We start from the raw sequence: 20,914 nt of genomic DNA on the forward strand, positions 1-20,914 counted from the left end.
GGGCAGGAGAGGGCATGCTGGAAATTATCGCAGTGGGAGATCATTACCAGCCGGTGGCCGGCGACACCGGGCTCGATAATCTCAAGCCCGTTGTGGCGGACTACTGCCGGGAGCGCTTCCGGCGTATCGACCGTTTCACGCAACTGGCGCTGATCGGTTCCGGACGCTGTGTGGCCGGTCGGACCTTACCGCCGGATACCGGGCTCTACATCGGCTCCCGTTTTGCGTCGCTGGGTAACACCACCAAGGTTCACGAACAGATGGTGGGTGGCGGGGTGGTGCCCAAGCCTGCCAACTTCATCAATACCCTGAGCAACTCGGCAGGCTACTTTGTCGCCCGTAATCTCGGGCTGGGGCACCGGAACCTGTTTGTTTCCCGGGGCGATGCTTCCCTGGTGGCCGCGCTGCAGCTGGCGGCCATGGATATGGCGACCGGCACTGTGAGTTCGGCGCTGGTTGGTGCGGTGGATGAGGCGGTGCTTCCGCTGGAGGACCATCGTTTCCGGCTGGGTCTGACTGCCGATACGCCCCTTGGTGAGGGCAGTCACTGGTTATTGACGGCGCCTGCTGGCCATCCCGGGAGTCTGGCCACGATTACCGACATGGTCACGCTGACGGATGCCGACAGGCTGGCCGATTGGCTTGAGGGGCTGGATTCCGGCACAGGCTATTGCCTGTCGCGCTCCCCCTGGACCCGACAACACACAAACCTGGCGTGCCTGGAGGGCGGGGCTGGCCTGGAAATCTACCATTCGGACCTGGCTGCCTATCCGGGGCATGCGGCGGGGGCACTCCTGCGTTACCTCCAGTCCGGTAACGTGCGTCCGCTGATTGTCGTGGCTGCCGACAACGACGGCCGTTTTCATGCCCTGGTGGTTCGGCCCCGGGAGTCCTGATCAGCGCAGGTTCAGGTCCAGCAGTTGCTGGTATCCCTGTTGTTCCATGTCTGCGACTGTCCGGAGCTGCTCCGCGAGTTTTCCATAGTCCATCTCCGAACGCCCCTTCAGCATCTTGGCGGCATAGAGGGCAAAACGCCGCCATTCGTCGCCCGCGTCCGTGAACTGATCGGCCGCCGCTGACAGCTCGTCGCGGCTGAGCAGCCCGGCCGACTCCTGCAGGAAAGAGGCAAACAGGAAACGGAAGCCCGCGCCCCCCGTTCCGATTTCTTCCTGCATCCTGACCATATGGCCGATCAGCAGCCGATTGTGGTGCTCATTGCCGGGGGAAAGCCGCTCCAGGTGCCTGGCGACATAGCGGATGCCCCGCACGCCAATGAAAGGCAGGGGCGTACGCAGCATCATGTTGGCGGTCGCCCGTATGGCTTCGGGCACGGCACCCGCGATATCGGCGGTTTGTGGCAGTTGCTCCGGGTAGTAGATGACGCCTTTGGGTGCCAGCATCCCTTTGACGAACCGGGCCCGTTGCAACGCGTTGCGGTCGGCCCGCACCGGGTGTTCAAAGGTTGGATCGCTGATTAGGTAGTCGCTGCCCTCGCGGTCATAGGCCACCAGGTTGTGGGCGTTGAAGTGGAACCGCATGTTTTCGGGGAAGTAAGGCAGCCAGTAGACCGAGGCCTGAAGCCCGACCGGGTGGCCGGCGTCCAGATGCCTGTCCAGGGCCCGGGTTCCGGCCTCGGGTTTGCGGAAACGCTCAAACCGGAAGCGTATGTCCAGGCGCTTACCCAGGCCACGGATAATGCGGCCCGGCGGCATGCGATAGGCCAGCAGGGGCATGCCCCCCATTTTCACCAGAGGAATGTAGGCGTAGGTCAGAGCCGAAGACAGCCCGAAAACCATGGGTTCGGAAAGCTCGAGGCCGTTGTGGCGAAGCAGTGCCGCCACGGCACCGCTTTCGCAATGGGCCGTCTGCTGGTGGTGAAAGTCAGTCATCTTGTCCGTTTTGTTCGGCGGGTAGGGTACGCAACTGATCGACGGTCATCTGGAACGCTTCCTGATACCGGCGCAGTTTGCGGTCGGTCAGGCGGTTAAATACCGCCGGCCGCAGGTGTCGGCGCACTTGCCAGCGGAACAGGCCGGTAGCCTGGGCCAGCAGTGTGATGTCCATGCGATGGGCGTACATGTGGTATTCAAGCGGAGAGGTCAGTCCCTCGTTCACCCGCTGGCGGGCCTGCCGGGCAAAGCGGCTGTACTCTTCCAGGGCCTGCTCCAGAACCACTTCCTCGGCCTCCCAGCCGCTGGACAGCGCGGTGGTGTACTCGCCGTTTTCGTTGCGGGCATAGAGCGCTTTGCGCTGGCCCTCAAAAGACCGGGCGTCATCCTGGGGTACGTCATCAACCTTCATGGCTGCTCCCGGTCACACACGGTCAGCAGCATGAATGAGGACGAGAACCGGCCGCTTTCGGGCACCCAGCAAAGCAGCTTCTGTCCAACCCTGAGCCGGCCGGAGGCAAAGAGTTCCTCAAGCATGATGTAGATGGAGGCGGAGCCGGTGTTGCCTTTGTCCGGCAGATTGGTCGCCCAGCGTTCGAAGGGGATGTCCAGGCCGGACGCTTTCAATGCCTCATAGAGCCTTTCCCGGAAATAACCGGAGGAATAGTGCGGCAGGAACCAGTCGATGTCTTCCGCCCGGAGCCCGTATTTCCCGATGATATCAGGCAGGTACTGCTCAATCGTGGCGGCAATGATGTTGTCATTGAGCAGTTTGACGTCCTGCTTCACCGCAAAAATGGATTCTTTCAGCCAGGTGTCGTGGGGCAGGTCTTTCCAGCTTTCGAGGCTGCCGTCCTCCCGTTTGCGGGCGCCGGCATACATGCAGGCATCGAGCTGGTTGGCGAAGGACCGGATATCAATCCAGTCCACGCGCAGCGACAGCCCCTGGGGGGCCGGTTGCGGCTCCATGGCGACAGCGCCGGCGCCATCCGAGAGCATCCAGCGCAGGAAGTCCTTGTCGAAAGCCACCTCCGGTTTGCGTTCGAGGGTATCGGCGGAAGACCTGGCTTCCGGTTCAAACAGGCGGCCGCGCATAACCGCTGAGGCCACTTCCGAGCCGGTGGTCACAACCCGTTTATGCTGGCCGGTAGCGACCGCCATCCAGCCATACTTCAGGGCGGACATGCCGGCAAGACAGACGCCGGCGGTGGCGATGACTTCACACGGCGGGGATGCCAGCTCACCGTGGACCATGACCGCATGGTTGGGCATCAACTGGTCGGGCAGGCTGGTACCACAGACCAGGCAGTCCATTTCCTGGCTGAACCGGTCACCCAGGGCCCGGATGGCCTCGGCGGTCAGCTCGGCATTGGTATGGGTCGGCTGGCCCGTCTTCGGGTCGACCGCGTAATAGCGGTGTTTGATCCGGTTGCTTTTCAGGATGATCCGGCGGGCGCGGGAGGGCTGGGCGCCCGCCTGGCCCAGGACGGATTCCATCTCGTCATTGCCGACGGGCTCGTTCGGTAACGCGGCGGCAATGGCGGTAATGTAAACGTTGCTCATTGATTCAAAAGCTCACTCGCCGGCGCCGGGCCGGACGTTCCATTATTCCCCCGAAGGGGCACTGAAATAGGCCTTCTGGCGGGCAACCCGTGTGCGCATCAGGGGCGCGGCGAGGCGCTTCGCCAGCAGCCCGGCCGGAACCACGGTCAGGATCATCGCCAGCAGGAAAACCGCATAGAAAACCAGCACCGGTTTGCGCTGCCAGGCGCCTCGGGGACCCAGTGAGCGCAACAGCCGCCCCCACAGCCGGAAGGCCCGCTTACCGGTTTTCTCGCTGGAGATCAGCCCCTCGTTAATGGTAACGGCGGACAGGCCGTGGAACATGTCGGCGGATACCTGGCCGCTGTAGGTCAGGCGATCCCGTATCCGCCGGCCAAAACGTTCGCTGCCCTGGGTATCCTGTTTCGATACCCCGGCTCTGGGGATCAGCCCTTTGAAGAAAGGGCCTTTACGGCCGGTGAGCACCCACAGCGGGGTGGCAAAGAAACTCATGACCGAGCCGGCTTCATCCACCAGGGCGACGTTGCCAACCAGTTCCGCGTTCAGGGCCTGGAGTTTCTGCTTCATGTCCTCCTGGGCCATCAGCCACATGTTGCGGCAGGCGATCAGGGTGACCACGGGCTTGCCGGCGAGCAGCTTCCCGGCAACCGGGTGGTTGAGAAAAGCCGTCATCGGCAGAGACGGTGACAGAAACCAGACCTGATAGGCCAGAACGACCAGATCGAAATCCTCATCGCCGCTCAGGGCCGGGTCCTGTATTGGCGCCGGGTCCTGGTACACTGCTTCGGGGAAGGTATCCAGGAACGTCAGAAACGGCCAGGGGAACGGATAGTCGTTTACTGGCCGGATGTTCTCGAATGTCACTGAAATGTTGTCTGCTTCGACCAGTGGTCGTGTAAACTCCCTTACCACACTATCCAGTTGTCCACTCTGGGAATAGTGTACGACCAGTACCTTCTTCATTGTCAGCTTCCAGAACTCTGTGCCAGAATCTTTCGCGCCAGGGAGCCGTCCAGCGGTTCCTTAACAAACGGTCATCACCACGAATAGCGCGGGACTATAGCACAGGTCCAGTGCCATCTGAATCCTCTCGGAAGCAAGCTGAGACATGCATTTTCAAATCCTGATTGCCCGGGATCACCCGGCGTTACCGGGGCATTTCCCGGGCCAGCCTCTTGTGCCCGCTGTGGTGATGCTGGATGAAATGGCCAAAGGGCTGGGGCGGTTGACGGGCCAGCCCATTACCAGCGTCAGGCAGTTGCGTCTGCTGGAGCCCCTGTCGCCGGGGCTGGCCCTGGATATCACGGTGCAGGACAAAGGCGGGGATGGCTGGGCCCTGGTTGGCCGTACCGGTGACAGGGTGGTTGTTAAGGGCCGATTCAGCTCCGTGCCGCCGGACCCGGATGAAATCGGTCCCCGGTCGCCAGTATCAGGCAGACCGCAGAATACCGATGCGGTCTACCGTGATTTGCCCCACGACGGGGCGATGCGTCTTATCGAACGGTTTTACCTGTCAGAAAAGGTCGCAGTCTGCGATCTGTCAGTGGCGCCCGACAACCCGCTGGTGGATACTGAAGGCCGGTTGTCGGCCTGGATGAGCCTCGAGTATGCAGCCCAGTTGATGGCGTGCCGGAGTGTAGCCGGTGGTGGCCTCTCGTTTGGGCGGGCCATGGTGGTCATGGTTCGGTCGCTGGCCTGTTATGGCCCGGGGTATCTGGTGGCGCCCGCCGATCTGTCGGTGCAGGTCGAGGAGGAGGTCGCCCAGCCAGGCGCTGTGCAGTGCCGTTTTCAGGCCTGGAGCGCGGATCGGTTACTGGCGGCCGGTGTGTTCACCGTTATGGCTGGCGCCTGAAACGAAAAAAGCCGCTGATTGGCAGCGGCTTTTCGGAATAAGTGGCTCCCCGAGCTGGGCTCGAACCAGCGACAAACGGATTAACAGTCCGTTGCTCTACCAACTGAGCTATCGGGGAACAGCATCAATGTGGCGCGCATATTAAGTACTTTGATTTGCCCCGTCAAGCCCCTGAAATGGAAGGTTAAAAATTGACCACAAGTGTGATTCCGGAGTACCGGCCGCCGGTATGGCTGCGCAATGGCCACGTTCAGTCGGTGTGGCCCAGCCTGTTTCGCCGTGTCGCTCTGGACGAGCCGGAAACCGAAGTCATCCCGACACCGGATGATGATGAGTTGTATCTGGACTGGTATCGCCAGGGCAGCGAGCGTCTGGCGATCCTGTCCCATGGTCTGGAGGGCCACAGTCGCAGACCCTACATCCTGGGGCTGGCCAGGGCTCTGCTCGAACAGGGCTGGGACGTGCTGGCCTGGAACTTCCGGTCCTGCGGGGGCGTGATGAACCGCCAGCCACGTTTTTATCACAGCGGTGCCACCATGGACCTGGCTACCGTGCTCCGGCATGCCGGTCGCCGAGCCTACCGGCAGTTGTTCCTGTCAGGTTTCAGTATGGGCGGTAATCTGACGCTGCTCTATCTCGCCCAGCAGGGCGAGCAGGTCGACAGTCGGGTGATCGGCGCCGTCACCTATTCGGTGCCGATGGATCTGGCGGGCAGTGCCGACATGCTGGCGCTGCCTAGCCGGCGGATATACATGCAGCGGTTCCTGAAGGATCTGTACGGCAAGATGCGCCAGAAGGAAGTCATGTTTCCGGACCTGATCAGCACGGCCGGCTACGGAGAGATCAGCAACTTCCAGCAGTTTGATGACCGCTACACCGCCCCTCTGCACGGTTTCCGGAACGCCGGGGATTACTGGGCACAATGTTCGGCACTGCCGCGCCTGAAGGACATCCGGGTGCCGGCGCTGGTGGTCAATGCTGGTGACGATCCGTTTCTCTCCGCGGCCTGCTACCCAAGGCGGCGGGACCAGTTGGGAGCCTGGGTTACCCTGGAAATGCCCGAATGGGGTGGCCATGTCGGCTTTGTCCGGCATGGCCGGGACGGCATTTACTGGTCCGAAGCCCGGGCTCTGTCCTTCCTGCAGCGTTGGGCGTAAAGACCGCTCCGGTAGCTATCACCCGTTGTCTGGCAGTACCTCGCGCAGTTCTGGCCAGACATTCTCGAGCAGTTTCGGTTGTGCTGCTTCGGTGGGATGAATACCGTCGCCCTGCATCAGGCCGTCCTGGTTGTAGATGCCATCCAGAAAGAAGGGAACCAAAGGCACGTTATAGCGGTCGGACAGGTTCGGGTAGATATCTGCGAACATGCGCGTGTATCTGGGACCGTAATTCGGTGGAATCTGCATGCCGACCAGCAACGGCCGGGCATCGGCGGCCTGGGCCTTCTCGATCATGGCGGCCAGGTTTGATTCGATGACATCAGGCGGAAAGCCGCGGAGGCCATCGTTACCGCCCAGTTCGATGATGACGATATCGGGTTGGTGTTTTTCCAGCAGGTCCGGCAGCCGGCGAAGGCCACCGTCGGTGGTTTCGCCACTGATGCTGGCATTGACTACCTGCCAGTCGTTGTCACGCTGGCCGAGGCGTTCGCGCAGCAATTGGACCCAGGCGGTTTCGGACGGCACCCCATAGGCAGCGCTGAGGCTGTCGCCGACAACGAGCAGGGTGTTGGCCTGGGCCAGAACCGGTGTGACGAGTAGCAGGAACCACAGAAGCGGGATTGATCCCAGGCGCTTCAATACCGTATGCATAATGAGATTATCTACCTTTAGACCATTCGTGAGAGCGTAAACCAGACGACGGAGTCACCGTGGACCAGACAACGGAATTCAGCCAGACCGAAGACAGCCCCATGCTGCGGGCCAGTGACCTCACTCATCAAGTTAACCTGGAAACCGATCCCCTGACGATATTGCAGGGGGTCAATCTGGAAATCAATCGCGGGGAATCCGTAGCCATTGTCGGTCGCTCAGGCTCCGGCAAGACCACATTGCTGGGACTGCTTGCCGGCCTTGATACGCCAAGCGACGGCACAGTGGAACTGGATGGTGCCGTGATCAGTCGCCTGAGTGAAGACGAACGGGCCCGTCTCAGGGCCAGCCGGGTCGGTTTTATTTTCCAGTCCTTTCAACTGCTGCCGGCCCTGAGTGCACTGGAAAACGTGATGCTGCCACTGGAACTGGCCGGAATCGAATCGGCGGAGAGTCGCGCCCGGGAACTGCTTGAGCGGGTCGGCCTCGGGGAACGCCTGAGCCATACCCCGCGCCAGCTGTCTGGTGGTGAGCAGCAGCGTGTCGCCATTGCCCGGGCCTTTGCCTCTGATCCGGCGGTGCTGTTTGCGGATGAGCCCACCGGCAACCTCGACAACCGTACCGGGCAGGCGGTGTCGGACCTGCTGATGGACCTGAACCGCGAGCAGGGCACCACCCTGATCATGGTCACCCACGACGAACACCTGGCGGCCCGTTGTGGCCGGCAACTGCATATTGAAGCGGGCATCCTGACAGAGCCGGAAGCGGCCCGGGAGCTGGCAGACTGATGGCGGCTGCGAAGAAACTGATGTCGGTACGTCGCGACTGGCGCGAGCGGGACGTGCGGGTGGTCCTGGCTGCACTGGTTATCGCGGTGGCCACGGTTGCGACCATTGCCCTGTTTGCCAGCCAGTTGCAGCGGACCCTGGTGTCCTCGGCCAGCAGCTTTCTTGCGGCCGACCGCCAGCTTGAGGCGGAAAATGGCCGGCCGGTGCCATCCGAATGGATTCTGGAGGCACAGGACAGGGGGCTGGAAACCGGTCGCATGGTGGAGTTCTCCACCATGGTCTTTGGCAATGACGCCTTTCAACTGGTCTCCGTAAAGGCGGTCAGTGATGAATATCCGCTTCGCGGTGAAGTGGAAGTTCAGCAGGATCGGGATGGTAACCGACAGATGGTGGCTAACGGGCCGGCACCCGGCGAGGTCTGGATCAACCCCCGTTTGCTGAACCTGCTGCAACTGGATATCGGCGATACCCTGGAAGTTGGCAACCGGGAGCTGACCGTCAGCGGACTGCTGATCCGCGAGCCGGATGGCGGTTTCCGGCTGTCATCACTGGCGCCCCGGATCATGATGCACGTCGATGACGTGGATTCGACCGGCGTGGTTCAGGAAGGCAGCCGGGTTGAATTCATCTACCTGTTCGCCGGCGATGAGGCGTCCCTTGAGGCCTACTATCAATGGCTGGAGCCGAAGATGGAGCCCAGCCATGAATGGGAAGGCGTCCGGGACGGCGAGACATTCTCCCGGTCACTGGAGCGGGCGGAACGTTTCCTGCTGCTGGGTGGCAGTCTGGCGGTGCTGCTGGCAGCCGTGGCGGTTGCGGTGGCCAGCCGGCAGTATGCGTTGTCCCAGCGGGACACCGTGGCCCTGCTGAAAACCCTGGGGCTGCCGGGCCCGGGCATTGGGCGCCTGTATCTGCGGCGGCTTGCGCTCTGGGGGCTGGTTGGCGTTGCCGGCGGGCTTGCGCTGGCGCTGCCCCTGTTCTGGCTGCTGGTGCAGATGCTGGCTGACGTGCTGGAACGCCCGATTGATGTCTATCTTGATCCGAACGCCCTGGCGCCGGCCCTGCTGACGGCGCTGGTGTCACTGTTTGCCTTTGCCTATCCGCCGATTCGCCGCTTGCGCCGGGTGCCGGCCATGCGGGTACTGCGCGCCCAGCCGGGCGAGACCGGGCGTGAAGCCATCCCGGACCTTGTCATTGCGCTGGTGGCCATTTTCGGACTGGTATGGATGTACGCTGGTGAACTGACTCTGGTGGCGGCCCTGCTGGGTGGTCTGGTGCTGCTTCTTGGCGTGCTGGCTCTGCTGGGCTGGGCCCTGATGACCGCACTGAAAGGTGTCAGCGGCGGGGGTAACGCCTGGCGCCTGGCACTGGTGGGGCTCTACCGGCACCGGCAGGCGAGCCTCGCCCAGATGGCGGTGTTTGCCATGACGCTTATGCTGGCAGCCACGCTTGTACTGGTTCGAACGTCGCTGCTCAATGACTGGCAGGCCCAGTTGCCGGCGGATGCGCCCAACCACTTCCTGATCAATATCGGGCCGGAGTCGGTGGATCAGGTTGAGAGCTTCTGGGCCGAACGGGACGCACCGCTGGAAAACGTCTACCCGATGGTGCGTGGCCGGCTGGTGGAGCTCAACGGCCAGCCCGTCAAGGAGGCGGTGAGCAAGGATGAGCGGATCAATGCCCTTAACCGGGAGCTGAACCTGACCTGGATGGCCCAGCCGCCGGAGAATAACGAGATTGTCGAGGGCCGGTGGTTCGCCCGGGGCGAGACCGAAGGCGTGTCGGTGGAGGCCGAGCTGGCCGGACGACTGGGCCTGGAGCTGGGGGATCGTCTGACCTTTACCGTCGGCTCCGAGCGTGTCACCGAACCGGTCACCAGTATCCGTACCGTGCAGTGGGACAGCATGAAGCCAAACTTCTATATGGCGTTTCCTCCGGGCGGGGCATTGTCGGATCTGCCGGCGACCTGGATCACCAGTTTCTATCTGCCGGAAGACCGCAAAACGGCGCTCAATGCGTTTTCCCGCCAGTTCCCGACGGTCTCGGTACTGGAGGTGGACCACATCATTGCCCGTATCCAGCAGATTGTTCAGCAGGTGACCCAGGCCATCGAGGCCATTCTCGGCCTGATACTGGCTGCGGCGCTGGTGGTTATGGCCGCCGTGGTCAGCGCCACACTCCGGGACCGTCAGCGTGAGGGCGCCTTGCTGCGGACCCTGGGCGGGCAGCAGTCCCTGCTGGTACGTAGCACCATGCTGGAGTTTGCGTTGCTTGGTTTCTTTGCCGGTGTGCTGGGTGTGCTGGCGGCGGAGGGAGCTGTCTACGTGCTGCAGTCCCGGATGTTCGAGGGCACCTTCCGGTGGCACTGGGAGGTCATTCTGCCGATCCCGTTCATCAGCGCGGTGTTGCTTGCACTGTTCGGGCGCTGGCAGCTTGGCCCGGTGCTCAAGGTGTCGCCAATGCTGCTTCTGCGCCGCCTGGAGTAAGGTTCAGCGGTAGTCGGCGAGTATCCGGTCGAGCTCGCCGCTTTCCCGGGCGTTCTCCAGTTCCCTGTTGAACGCCTCGGCGAAGGCATGGTTATCCCTGCGCAGCATCAGGCGGAGCCCGTAGCGGCTGATCGATTTGCTGGAGCTGCGCAGTTGCCCGCCAATACCTTCCTGGCGCATGATCCATTTGCCAACCAGTCGATCCGCCAGGGCAGCGTCGAACCTGTCACTGTGCAGCAGGTAGCGGAACATGTTCCGGTCCCGTGAGACATCGAAGCGCTTTATCCGTTCGTCCTGAAAATAGGTGGTCAGCTCCGGGTAGATGTAGCCGAGCGGGGTCACCACAGTTTTTCCAAAAAGGTCTTCGGGCCGATGGTATTCCAGCTCGGAGTCCTCACGAAAGAAAAACACTTCCTCCACATACACGATAGCATCGGTGAATCGGAAATTTTCGGGGTCGGTGGTCCATTCCCGGGCTCTCGGTGTGCCATCGATATAGCCTTTCCGAAGCATCTGATCGACCCGTTTGCGGGGGATCTTCCTGGCGTTCAGTTCATAGCCCAGTTTGGGCAGGATGAGCGACATGACATCCCACATGATGCCCGACACCCGGTCACCATCGACGATCAGGTACGGTGGATAGCCATTGGGTGACACATTGAAATGGAAAACGTCATCCCCGTCATTATGGGCATGGGCCGGTGCCCACAGGCTGATCATCAGCAGAAAACCGGCGCAACGGCCAATGACTCTGGTAGCTCGGGACATGGCTCTATCCATTGCTGGCATCAGGTCCAGGCTCTCTGGAGTATGGCCTGGGTATCGTTCAGGGTGACTTCCCGGGGGTTAAACAGGATGGAGCCGTCATCCAGAGCGAGCCGGGCAATGTCGTCCAGTTGATCCCTGCGCACACGACCTGTTTCATGAAGGGTGCGCGGCAGATCGCAGCGTTCATGAAGCTGATCCCTGAGTTTGCGGATGGCCCGGATAGATGCTTCGGCACGCTCGTTGGCCCTCGTGGTTGCATAGACTTCAGCGCCCTCCAGAGGCAGAAGAAGCTCGCCAAGAGGGCCACGTATACGGTCCAGATTGTATTCCAGAACATACGGGAGATAGAGGCTCATACACAACCCGTGGGGCAGATGGCAGATGGCTCCGGTGGCGTGTCCGAGTGAATGTACCAGCCCAACCATGGAGTTCGAGAAAGCAATGCCGGCCATGGTCGCTGCCTGGGCGAGGGCCAGCCGGCCCTCGGTATTCCGGGGATGATCCATTACCGCAATCAGGTGCTGACTGATCATCCGGATGGCTGCCGTGGCATAGGCGTTGCTCAGAGGATTGCTGCCCAGCCCGGTGATCGCTTCAATGGCGTGGGTCAGGGCGTCCATGCCGGTTGCGGCGGTTATCATTGGTGGCAGAGTCAGGGTCATGCGCGGGTCAATAACGGCGGCGTCGGGCAGCAGAAAAGAGGACGTGAACGGCAGTTTGACCTCTTTATGTTCGTCGGTGATCACGGCTACAGATGTGACTTCCGAGCCGGTTCCGGCGGTGGTCGGAATCACCACAAACGGGCGTAATGGCTTTTGCAGTATGCCGGCACCACTGTATTGGGTCAGGTCCTCTCCGCCTTCGGAGACCAGGATGTTCACCGCCTTGCCGGTATCGATCGAGGAGCCGCCGCCGACGGCCAGAATGGCGTTGCAGTCCTGCTCGCGGTATACCCGGGCAATGTCCCGGACCACCGCTGTGGAGGAGTCGGGTGGCACCTCATCATAGATGGTCACCACTTCCAGCCCCCCTTCCTGGCAGGCTGTTAACAGAGGGGAGAGCAGCCCCGCCTGCCGGACCCGGGAGTCAGTGATGATCATGGGCCGGGAGCCACCGAGCCCTGTCAGTTCGTAAGGGATGTGCTCCAGGGCCGCGTGGCCGGCAATCACTTTGACCGGACAGAAGAACTCATAGTACTGACTGTTCATTGTGTCCTCGGCGTTCCAGCGGGATGGGTGAGGATCCGCAGGTAGATGCGGGCTGCGGTGGTGGCTTTTTCCGTGATCGGAAGATCGGAGGGGTACTCCTTGACCGCTCGTTTTGCCAGTGCTCTGGGAAGAATGAACGTTTCCATTCGGTTGATTACCCGTGTCAGCCGGACGGCGAAGGCGATGTTGCCGTCGACCACCATGCGTTCACTGGCGAAGGAGACGGCGGTCTTTTCCTGAAACGCCACGACCCGGAAGGCATGGCTGATGTGCTTGAACCGGATGGACAGATCGACCGGCCCGGCCGGCTGGCGGTGGTAGACCAGGTGCCCGTTACCGGTATGCTCGACGGCCAGGCCGGGGCCATCCGGCATCACGGTCAATTCGAACACAAACCCGTGGGGCAGGGCGGTGATTTCCCGGCGGGACTGCCGATCCACCTCGGACAGTGCCTGAAGCGCCCGGCCCATAACCGCAAACATGACGGTGACGTACAGCCGTCGGAGCCGGAACCGCAATGGCAGTCGCTGATGGGGCATAGGCGTGAGCTCCGCTCCAATGACCTTAATTGCCGGACAGCGCTGCCAGTTTCTTCTGCGCCTCGGCGCCGACATCACCGCCGGCCTGTGCCGCCGTTGAATAGTAAGCTCTGGCGTCTTCCCGCCGGCCCTGCCGGACCGCGATATCACCCAGGCGCAGATAGGCAATCGATGTGGGCACCACCTCGTTGGCCCGGTTCAGGTGATTTCTGGCCTGTTCGAGATTGTCCATGTCCAGGGCATTGAGGCCGTCATAAAGCTGGTACTTGAACATTTCCGGGTACAGGGAGACCGCCTTGTCAAAGTCCTGCTGGGCTTGTTCCCGGTCCCCCTGTGCCTGGTGGATCCTGCCGCGCAGGGCATAGAACATTGCTTCGCGGGGTACCTGGCTGATGGCGGAATTGATGGCTTTAAGGGCCGGGGCCCAGTCGCCATCGGATGCCAGCTTCAGGGCCTTGTCATGGGCCTCGTAGGCTGGCTCCAGCTCTTTCAGGATGGCGGTCTTCTGCTGATAGACGTCGCGACCGACGTAACCACCGGCGCCCAGCTGCCGGACCAGTTCCCGGTTTTTCTCAACCCGCTTTGCCGAGGGCGGGTGCGTGGCAAACAGCCCGTTAAGCCAGTTGCTGTCGCTGCCCTGAGACAGCTCCAGGAACAGTTGCTGCAGTTCCACAGCGGCGGTGGGGTCATAGCCAGCGGCTTTCATGTACCGGATGCCATAGGCATCCGATTCCAGTTCGTCGCCCTGACTGTACTGGGCCAGGGCCAGCTGGGCACCAACGGCAGCACCGCCCATCACCAGGCCGGCCCATTCGTTATCAGACAGCGCCAGCCCGAGCCCGGCGACGCCGGCACTGATGATCATGCCCTGCTGCATGCGCTGGACGCTGTGCCGGGCGGCGGCGTGAACAATCTCGTGGCCGAGTACCGACGCCAGTTGGGCTTCGGTTTCCAGCTTAACCAGCAGGCCCCGGTTGATGGCGATCTTGCCCCCGGGCAGAGCCCAGGCATTCGGGGTGCTGTTGTTGAGAACCACAAATTCGTAGGGCAGGTCCGGGCGGTCACTGACCCGGGCCAGCTTCTCGCCGACTTCCTGCACATAGAGGGTTAGCTCCGGGTCAATATAGAACCGCCCCCCCTGGGTCTGCTGGGTGGGCACATACTGTTCGGCGCCCATTTCCAGTTCCTGGCTCTCGGAAATGAGAGAAAGCTGTTTCTGACCGGTTACCGGGTTAACCGTACAACCGGTGAGCAGGGCGAACACTGCCATAATCGCGAACCATCTGGAGAAAGTCCCGGCATTCACTATCAGTCTCCTGTCATCGGGCATAATGCCGATACTATATAACACACATGTTTCATTTGTGCCCTTATGGCTGTGTGGTGGCTCCTCTGTAACCCTTGTCGTATCATGTGATTCACTGCTTTATATCCCCGGTCCATCCCTGACAAGGCTGTTCGCCCCATGAACTATTATCTGGAGTTTGCCGCGCTGGCCTGGTTTCTCGTCTGCTCCATCGGCTATACCTGGTATTCGCGCAACCGTGCCGACAGCCGGGCCTGTCTGTCCAACAGCCTGGACATGTACCGTGAGGACTGGATGCGGGTGATGCTCCGGCGCGAGAACCGCATCTCCGATGCCTCGGTGGTGGGTAATCTGGAACGCAACGGCGCCTTCTTTGCCTCCAGTTGCCTGCTGATTCTGGCGGGTATCATCACTGCACTCGGCTACACTTCCGAGGCGATGGAAATCTTCTCAACGTTGCCGTTCAGCCTGGTGCCCACCCGGGAAATCTGGGAACTGCGTCTGGTGGTGCTGTTGTCGATTTTTATCTATGCCTTTTTCAAGTTCACCTGGTCCATGCGCATGTACAATTTTGTCGCGGTCATGATCGGCAGCGCCCCGTTGCCCGGCGATACCAAGACCAGCCCCGCCGCCCGTGAGGCCTTTGCCCGCCACGCAGGCCATATCTGTAATCTGGCTGGCGATGCGTTCAACCTCGGGTTGCGCTCTTTCTATTACGCGCTGGCCGTGGTTGCCTGGTTTATCCATCCGGTGGTATTCATGGCCGTCTCTGCGCTGGTGGTGTTCGTGCTCTACCGGCGGGAATTTCACTCCGATGCGCTGGAGGCCCTGCGTGCGGGCAAGGTGTTCGATCAGGAACCGCCCCAGCGCGTTGCCACGGAAACCACACCCAAAAACTGACCGTCCGGAATAAGCTGATGAACAACGAGACCCGAATCCGCCGGATTAACCGATTCATTGAAACCCTGAACCAGGCCCGGGGGCTGGGGCTGATCGCCAGAGAGGCGGGCGAGGATTACCTGGTCATGGAGTTGCCCTACAACGAGCAGCTGATCGGTAACCCCGAAACCGGTGCCATGCACAGCGGTGCCATTACCACTCTGATGGATACCGCATCCGGTTCGGTGATGATGTGCGCCCTGGAGGACCTGGAGCTGTGTCCCACCCTGGACCTGCGGGTGGACTATATGCGGCCGGCGGAGGCGGGCAAGGCGGTACTGGCAAGGGCGGAAACCTACCGGGTGACGCGCAACATCATCTTCACTCGCTGCGAGGCCTACCATGAAGGCGGAAAGACCATAGCCAACTGCGTCGGCACCTTCATGAGGGTTGGCAAGGAGGCAACGCCCAAATCCTACCGCAAACTGATCACCGGAGAGGCGGAATGATTAACCCGGAAACCCTTCGTTACACCCAGCAGACCGGTGATTTCGGCCCCATGCTCGAAAGCATTCCCTATGCGGGATGGATCGGGCTGCAGTGTGACCGCTTTGGTGACGACCTCATCTTCCGGTTGCCGAAAAAGGACAGCAACCTTGGCAATCCGATTCTTCCGGCTATCCACGGGGGCGTGATTGGCGGATTCATGGAGCTGTCGGCGGCCATCTACCTGGTCATGGCCCAGGATACCCTGCGGCTGCCGCGGATTGTGGATTTCTCGCTGGACTACCTGCGTGCCGGGCTTAACCGGGAAACCTACGCCGAATGCCGGCTGACCCGGCAGGGGAACCGGGTGTCCAACGTCATGGTTCTGGCCTGGCAGAAGTCCCGGGAAGAACCCATTGCCACGGCCAGAGCGCATTTTCTTCTGGATGGTTAGACCGGGCGGATAACAGGGCTTGAAAAGGTCACGCCTGTCCCCACTTTCTGGAGGAGTAAACAATACCCAGGTCTTTCACCTAATCCAGAAACAGGAGAGCAACACCCCATGACGGTAGAAGCCAATAAAGAGACCCTTGGATTCCAGACAGAGGTGAAGCAACTGCTGAACCTGATGATTCACTCTCTGTATTCGAATAAAGAGATTTTTCTCCGTGAGCTGATTTCCAACGCCTCGGATGCCGAGGACAAGCTCCGCTTCGCCGCCCTGAAGGACGACAGCCTGTTTGAGGGGGACACCGAACTCCATATCCGTCTTGATTACGACAAGGAGGCCGGCACGGTTACCCTCACCGATAACGGTATCGGCATGACCCGGGACGATGTCATTGCCAACCTGGGTACCATCGCCAAATCCGGCACTGCGGAATTTCTCAAGCAGCTCTCCGGTGATGAGAAAAAAGACAGCAAGCTGATCGGTCAGTTTGGTGTCGGTTTCTACTCCGCCTTCATCGTGGCTGACCGGGTGGAAGTCAAAACCCGTCGTGCCGGCGCGCCCGCCAGTGAAGGTGTGCACTGGGAGTCCAAAGGCGACGGTGAATTCACCATTGAGCAGACCGAGCGCGAGCAGCGGGGCACTGAAATCACCCTGCACCTGAAATCCGACGCACAGGAATTCGCGGACGGCTGGAAACTGCGCACGCTGGTCAAGAAGTACTCCGACCACATCTCCTTCCCGGTGATCATGAAGTCCGAATCCGAGGAAGAAGACAAGAAGGGCGAGGACGAAACCGTCAACGATGCTACCGCCCTTTGGACCCTGCCTCGCACCGAAATCAAGGACGACGAATACAAGGAGTTCTACAAGCACATTGCCCACGACTTCGAAGACCCGCTGACCTGGTCCCACAACAAGGTCGAGGGCAAGCTCGACTACACCAGCCTGCTGTACATCCCCAAACGTGCGCCGTTTGACCTGTACAACCGCGAGGCGCCGCGCGGCCTGAAGCTGTACGTGCAGCGGGTGTTCATCATGGATGACGCCGAGCAGTTCCTGCCGCTGTACCTGCGTTTCACCAAGGGTGTGATCGATTCCAACGATCTGTCCCTGAACGTGTCCCGGGAAATCCTGCAGAACGACAGCACGGTGGACAGCATTCGTACCGCCATGACCAAGCGGGTTCTGGATACCCTGTCCAAGCTGGCCAAGAAACAGCCCGAAGACTACCAGACCTTCTGGGACGAATTCGGTACGGTGCTCAAGGAAGGCCCGGCTGAAGACTTCAGCAACCGTGAAAAAATCGCCGGCCTGCTGCGTTTCGCCACCACCCACACCGGCGAGTCCGCCCAGAACGTATCGCTGGATGACTACATCGGCCGGATGAAAGACGGTCAGAACAAGATCTACTACATCACCGGTGACAACTTCACGGCCGCCAAGAGCAGCCCGCACCTGGAAGTGTTCCGCAAGAAGGGTGTTGAAGTACTGATCCTGTCTGACCGTATCGATGAATGGATGATGGGCTACCTCAGCGAGTATGACGGCAAGCAGTTCCAGGACGTCGCCCGCGGGGATCTGGACCTCGGCGAAGTGGAGACCGAGGAAGACAAGAAACATCAGGAAGAGGTGGCCGAAGAGCACAAGGGGCTGGTTGAGCGCATCCAGAGTGCGCTGGAAGACCGGGTTCAGGAAGTGCGCGTGACCAACCGTCTGACGGATTCCCCGGCGTGCCTGGTGGTCGGCCAGTTCGACATGGGCGCCCAGATGAAGAAAATCATGGAAGCGGCCGGCCAGAAGGTCCCCGAGAGCAAACCGATCTTCGAGATCAACGCGGAGCACCCGCTGGTGCAGCGCCTTGAAAGCGAACAGAGTGAAGATCGCTTCAAGGAACTGTCTGCCGTGCTCTTTGACCAGGCGACCCTGGCCAGCGGCGAGCAGCTGGCCGACCCCGGTTCCTACGTGACCCGCCTGAACCGCCTGCTGCTCGAACTTTCCAACTGAGTGATCGATGCAGCAGATCATTGTGGACGTGAGCATCACCCCTGAAGAGTGGATCAAGCTCTATCAGGGGGTTGCCACCGATGTTCGCACCACGGCCCGGGACGGACGCTCTGTCCGTTTCCCGGCCCGTATCCTTTCCCGTTTTTTCCTCAAAGACGGCATTGAAGGCACCTTCCTTATCCTGTTTGATGATGCGGGCAAATTTGTCACCATCCAGCGCCTCTGATCATTTCCTGTTCTTCCATAAAAAAATACTTTCAGAATTGTTTTTTTAATTAATTATCCTTTGTTTTTGCCCTGACCTATAGTGACCCTGTTCTCGTTAACGCAGGAGTTGCCCTATGTCAGCCTTGTTCAAAAAAACGTCGGTAGCATGGAGTGACTCTCTCGGCATTCTGGCCGATTACTGGCGTGATTACGCCATCGCCCAATAGTGGCGTCGCGGCCCGGAATGAGCGGGAAAGTCGATAGACGTTTGCTATGCCCTCGGTAGGGAGGTTTGCGCCAGAGCCTAAGTGAACGATCTATACTTATGATTGATTTACTCACACAGATGCTTTTGCAGACGCGGCAAAAACAGGAGAAGAGTGATGACCCAGAACAACAGCACAGGCAAATGCCCGGTGATGCACGGTGGTAACACCGCAACCGGCCACGACAACATGGACTGGTGGCCAGAGGCATTGAACCTGGACATCCTCCATCAGCACGACCGGAAAACCGACCCGATGGGCGAAGCATTCGACTATCGGGAAGAGGTGCGCAAACTGGATTTCGACGCCGTGAAAAAAGACGTTCACGCACTGATGACCGACAGCCAGGACTGGTGGCCGGCCGACTGGGGACATTACGGTGGCCTGATGATCCGTATGTCCTGGCACGCCGCCGGCAGTTACCGGATTGCTGACGGTCGCGGCGGTGGCGGTACCGGTAACCAGCGCTTTGCGCCGCTGAACAGCTGGCCGGACAACGTCAGCCTGGACAAGGCCCGCCGTCTGCTCTGGCCGATCAAGAAAAAATACGGCAACAAGCTGTCCTGGGCCGACCTGATCATCCTGGCCGGCACCGTCGCCTATGAATCCATGGGCCTGAAAACCTTTGGTTTCTCGTTCGGCCGGGAAGATATCTGGCACCCGGAGAAAGACATCTACTGGGGAGCGGAGAAGGAATGGCTGGCGCCTTCTGACGAACGCTACGGCGATGTCGACAAGCCGGACACCATGGAAAACCCGCTGGCAGCAGTCCAGATGGGGCTGATCTATGTGAACCCGGAAGGGGTCAATGGCCAGCCGGATCCGCTCAAGACGGCGGATCAGGTCCGGGAGACCTTTGCCCGGATGGCCATGAACGATGAAGAAACCGCGGCACTGACTGTCGGTGGCCACACTGTGGGTAAATGTCACGGCAACGGCGATGCCGAAGCGCTCGGACCCGAGCCGGAAGCGGCAGACGTGGAAGAGCAGGGCTTTGGCTGGAAAAACCCGAACCAGACCGGCAAGGGCCGCTACACCGTGACCTCCGGCATTGAAGGTGCGTGGACCACCAACCCGACCAAATTCGACATGGGCTACTTCGATATGCTCCTCGATCACGAGTGGGAACTGAAGAAGAGCCCGGCTGGTGCCTGGCAATGGGAGCCGGTGGACATCAAGGAAGAAGACAAACCGGTCGATGTCGAGGACATGACCACCCGCTATAACCCGATCATGACCGACGCGGATATGGCGATGAAAATGGACCCGACCTACCGCGCCATCCTGGAGGATTTCCGCAAGGATCCGGCCCGCTTTGAAGATGCCTTTGCCCGGGCGTGGTTCAAACTGACCCACCGGGATCTTGGGCCAAAGACCCGCTACATTGGTCCGGAAGTGCCGAACGAGGACCTGATCTGGCAGGATCCGGTACCGGCTGGCAGCACTGACTACTGTGAGGAAGTGGTCCGGGAAAAAATTGCGGCCAGTGGTTTGACGATCAGTGACATGGTCAGCACCGCCTGGGATAGCGCCCGTACCTACCGAGGTTCCGACATGCGCGGTGGTGCCAACGGCGCGCATATCCGCCTGGCGCCGCAGAAAGACTGGGAAGGCAATGAGCCCGAGCGTCTGGCGAAGGTACTGAAAGTCTACGAGCAGATCTCTGCTGAGACCGGTGCCAGCATTGCGGACCTCATTGTGCTTGGCGGCAGCGTTGGCATTGAAAAGGCCGCCCTGGCCGCTGGCCATGAAATCCGGGTGCCGTTCCTCAAAGGCCGTGGTGATGCCTCTGCCGAGATGACGGACGCGGATTCCTTCGAACCTCTGGAACCCCTGGCTGACGGCTTCCGGAACTGGCTGAAGAAGGATTACGTGGTCAAGCCCGAGGAAATGCTGCTGGATCGCGCCCAGTTGATGGGGCTGACAGCACCGGAAATGACCGTGCTGATCGGTGGCATGCGGGTGCTTGGCACCAACCACGGAGGCACGCGCCATGGCGTTTTCACTGACCGGGAAGGGCAGCTGACGAATGACTTTTTCGTGAACCTGACCGACATGGCCTACAGCTGGAAACCCGCGGGCAACAATGTCTACGAAATCCGGGACCGCAAGACGGACGAAGTGAAGTGGACCGCCAGCCGGATTGACCTGGTGTTTGGCTCCAACTCCATTCTCCGTTCCTATGCGGAGGTCTATGCCCAGGATGACAACGAAGCCAAGTTCGTCAACGACTTCGTCAAAGCCTGGACCAAGGTGATGAACGCCGACCGCTTTGACGTGCAGAGCTGATCGGCCAGCCGGGGCACCCCTTTCGGGTGTCCCGGCTATCAACTTCCCGCCATATCTCCTACAATCCGGGCCGTTCTGTTTCTGACAGACTTTATTCCTATCTTGCTGTGCACCCGGAGTTT

The 20,914-nt window shown here is 60.6% G+C and carries 20 protein-coding genes and 1 tRNA gene; 11 read left to right on the plus strand and 10 right to left on the minus strand.

The annotated features are described in order from the left end of the window. Window positions 1-14 precede the first annotated feature (14 nt). Entirely contained in the window at window positions 15-896 is an 882-nt protein-coding gene (locus tag HNR38_RS03720; RefSeq protein WP_183699940.1) for a beta-ketoacyl synthase N-terminal-like domain-containing protein, read from the plus strand. Here HNR38_RS03720 and darH read toward each other — a convergent pair whose 3' ends face one another. Genes darH through HNR38_RS03740 form a run of 4 tightly spaced genes read right to left on the minus strand, consistent with a single transcriptional unit; the run spans window position 897 to window position 4,415 of the window. Beyond that, window positions 897-1,889, minus strand: coding sequence for a BtrH-related acyltransferase DarH (darH, locus tag HNR38_RS03725; protein ID WP_183699942.1), 993 nt, complete (start codon window positions 1,887-1,889; stop codon window positions 897-899). Further along, complete coding sequence (locus tag HNR38_RS03730) at window positions 1,882-2,301, minus strand: DarG family dialkylresorcinol biosynthesis protein (RefSeq protein ID WP_183699944.1); 420 nt, start codon at window positions 2,299-2,301, stop codon at window positions 1,882-1,884. Before HNR38_RS03730 ends, darH begins: the two co-directional genes overlap by 8 nt. Further along, window positions 2,298-3,452 (minus strand): beta-ketoacyl-ACP synthase III, encoded by a 1,155-nt coding sequence (locus tag HNR38_RS03735; RefSeq protein ID WP_183699946.1) that lies wholly within the window; start codon window positions 3,450-3,452, stop codon window positions 2,298-2,300. Before HNR38_RS03735 ends, HNR38_RS03730 begins: the two co-directional genes overlap by 4 nt. A gap of 42 nt (window positions 3,453-3,494) precedes the next feature. Further along, complete coding sequence (locus HNR38_RS03740; RefSeq protein WP_183699948.1) at window positions 3,495-4,415, minus strand: dialkylrecorsinol condensing enzyme; 921 nt, start codon at window positions 4,413-4,415, stop codon at window positions 3,495-3,497. Between the two features lie 145 nt (window positions 4,416-4,560). Here HNR38_RS03740 and HNR38_RS03745 point away from each other — a divergent pair, with 145 nt between their 5' ends. Continuing rightward, window positions 4,561-5,304 (plus strand): ApeP family dehydratase, encoded by a 744-nt coding sequence (locus tag HNR38_RS03745; RefSeq protein ID WP_183699950.1) that lies wholly within the window; start codon window positions 4,561-4,563, stop codon window positions 5,302-5,304. 42 nt (window positions 5,305-5,346) lie between these two features. Here HNR38_RS03745 and HNR38_RS03750 read toward each other — a convergent pair. Next, window positions 5,347-5,422: transfer RNA gene (locus HNR38_RS03750), tRNA-Asn, on the minus strand. A 73-nt stretch (window positions 5,423-5,495) separates the two neighbouring features. Between HNR38_RS03750 and HNR38_RS03755 the strand changes: the two genes are divergently transcribed. Next, window positions 5,496-6,461 carry a YheT family hydrolase gene (locus tag HNR38_RS03755; protein WP_246362369.1) on the plus strand — a complete coding sequence of 322 codons (966 nt, stop codon included), beginning with the start codon at window positions 5,496-5,498 and terminating at the stop codon, window positions 6,459-6,461. Window positions 6,462-6,479: 18 nt separating this feature from the next. On the opposite strand, the gene HNR38_RS03760 is transcribed toward HNR38_RS03755, so the two are convergent. Next, on the minus strand, window positions 6,480-7,115 hold the full coding sequence (locus HNR38_RS03760; protein ID WP_183699952.1) for an arylesterase: 636 nt from the start codon (window positions 7,113-7,115) through the stop codon (window positions 6,480-6,482). Between the two features lie 101 nt (window positions 7,116-7,216). On the opposite strand from HNR38_RS03760, the gene HNR38_RS03765 reads away from it, so the two are divergent. Beyond that, window positions 7,217-7,903: an ABC transporter ATP-binding protein gene (locus tag HNR38_RS03765; protein WP_183700857.1), complete on the plus strand. Its 687-nt coding sequence runs from the start codon at window positions 7,217-7,219 to the stop codon at window positions 7,901-7,903. Next, window positions 7,903-10,389 carry an ABC transporter permease gene (locus HNR38_RS03770; RefSeq protein ID WP_183699954.1) on the plus strand — a complete coding sequence of 829 codons (2,487 nt, stop codon included), beginning with the start codon at window positions 7,903-7,905 and terminating at the stop codon, window positions 10,387-10,389. Before HNR38_RS03765 ends, HNR38_RS03770 begins: the two co-directional genes overlap by 1 nt. A gap of 3 nt (window positions 10,390-10,392) precedes the next feature. Here HNR38_RS03770 and HNR38_RS03775 read toward each other — a convergent pair whose 3' ends face one another. From HNR38_RS03775 to HNR38_RS03790, 4 genes are read right to left on the minus strand one after another with little or no spacing between them, the layout of a single operon-like run. Continuing rightward, on the minus strand, window positions 10,393-11,157 hold the full coding sequence (locus tag HNR38_RS03775) for a substrate-binding periplasmic protein (protein ID WP_183699956.1): 765 nt from the start codon (window positions 11,155-11,157) through the stop codon (window positions 10,393-10,395). A 20-nt stretch (window positions 11,158-11,177) separates the two neighbouring features. Further along, complete coding sequence (locus HNR38_RS03780; protein ID WP_183699957.1) at window positions 11,178-12,365, minus strand: iron-containing alcohol dehydrogenase; 1,188 nt, start codon at window positions 12,363-12,365, stop codon at window positions 11,178-11,180. After that, window positions 12,362-12,904: a hypothetical protein gene (locus HNR38_RS03785; protein ID WP_183699959.1), complete on the minus strand. Its 543-nt coding sequence runs from the start codon at window positions 12,902-12,904 to the stop codon at window positions 12,362-12,364. Before HNR38_RS03785 ends, HNR38_RS03780 begins: the two co-directional genes overlap by 4 nt. A 25-nt stretch (window positions 12,905-12,929) precedes the next feature. After that, a complete protein-coding gene (locus HNR38_RS03790; protein ID WP_183699961.1) occupies window positions 12,930-14,174 on the minus strand; it encodes a M48 family metalloprotease in 1,245 nt (414 codons plus the stop codon). A gap of 195 nt (window positions 14,175-14,369) precedes the next feature. On the opposite strand from HNR38_RS03790, the gene HNR38_RS03795 reads away from it, so the two are divergent. From HNR38_RS03795 to katG, 6 genes are all read left to right on the plus strand, one after another. After that, a complete protein-coding gene (locus HNR38_RS03795) occupies window positions 14,370-15,110 on the plus strand; it encodes a DUF599 domain-containing protein (protein ID WP_183699963.1) in 741 nt (246 codons plus the stop codon). Window positions 15,111-15,127: 17 nt separating this feature from the next. Beyond that, a complete protein-coding gene (locus HNR38_RS03800; protein ID WP_183699965.1) occupies window positions 15,128-15,598 on the plus strand; it encodes a PaaI family thioesterase in 471 nt (156 codons plus the stop codon). Continuing rightward, window positions 15,595-16,029: a PaaI family thioesterase gene (locus HNR38_RS03805; protein WP_183699967.1), complete on the plus strand. Its 435-nt coding sequence runs from the start codon at window positions 15,595-15,597 to the stop codon at window positions 16,027-16,029. The genes HNR38_RS03800 and HNR38_RS03805 overlap by 4 nt, the downstream gene beginning before the upstream one ends. A gap of 108 nt (window positions 16,030-16,137) precedes the next feature. After that, window positions 16,138-18,030: a molecular chaperone HtpG gene (gene htpG / locus HNR38_RS03810; protein WP_183699969.1), complete on the plus strand. Its 1,893-nt coding sequence runs from the start codon at window positions 16,138-16,140 to the stop codon at window positions 18,028-18,030. Window positions 18,031-18,037: 7 nt separating this feature from the next. Beyond that, on the plus strand, window positions 18,038-18,256 hold the full coding sequence (locus tag HNR38_RS03815) for a DUF2835 domain-containing protein (protein ID WP_183699971.1): 219 nt from the start codon (window positions 18,038-18,040) through the stop codon (window positions 18,254-18,256). Between the two features lie 364 nt (window positions 18,257-18,620). Next, window positions 18,621-20,792, plus strand: coding sequence for a catalase/peroxidase HPI (gene katG / locus HNR38_RS03820; protein ID WP_183699973.1), 2,172 nt, complete (start codon window positions 18,621-18,623; stop codon window positions 20,790-20,792). Window positions 20,793-20,914: the final 122 nt, after the last annotated feature.

Origin of the sequence: Marinobacter oulmenensis, from assembly GCF_014201735.1 — a bacterium.
Taxonomy (GTDB): domain Bacteria; phylum Pseudomonadota; class Gammaproteobacteria; order Pseudomonadales; family Oleiphilaceae; genus Marinobacter; species Marinobacter oulmenensis.